The sequence below is a fragment of the Aquimarina sp. U1-2 genome, assembly GCF_017897595.1.
In the GTDB taxonomy this organism is placed as follows: Bacteria; Bacteroidota; Bacteroidia; order Flavobacteriales; family Flavobacteriaceae; genus Aquimarina.
The window spans coordinates 1-403 of record NZ_JAGKIK010000091.1; the positions used below are offsets into that span (position 1 = coordinate 1).

Genomic DNA, 403 nt, shown 5'->3' on the forward strand with positions numbered 1-403 from the left:
CATTAACTAAAACCCAAGGTGAATAAATTATGGGTTTTGATGTAAATGAAGCAATAGGTTTTGGTGCAGCAGTACTTACAACAATTGCATTTTTACCACAAGTATACAAAACCTACAAAACCAAAGATGTTTCTAGCTTATCATTGCCTATGCTAATTCTGTTTTTTATTGGCATCATATTATGGCTTATATATGGGATTTTAAGAAATAGTTATTCAATGATTTTTGCCAATACTATTACTGTGGTATCCACACTACTATTGCTATACTATAAATTGAAATATGGAAAGCAATAGATGCACTACTAATATAGATCATTTTTGATTGATGTTTAAGACTACTTCTGTCGTTTTTTACTGTCTGTTGTAAGGAGGTAAGGTAGATTAAGTAGTCTACTTTTCTT

Annotated in this window: 1 protein-coding gene; it reads left to right on the forward strand. The window is 30.3% G+C overall.

The window, feature by feature from the left end; all coding sequences use genetic code 11:
* Positions 1-29: 29 nt before the first annotated feature.
* A complete protein-coding gene (locus J8281_RS19155; protein ID WP_203256066.1) occupies positions 30-296 on the forward strand; it encodes a SemiSWEET family sugar transporter in 267 nt (88 codons plus the stop codon).
* Positions 297-403 lie beyond the last annotated feature (107 nt).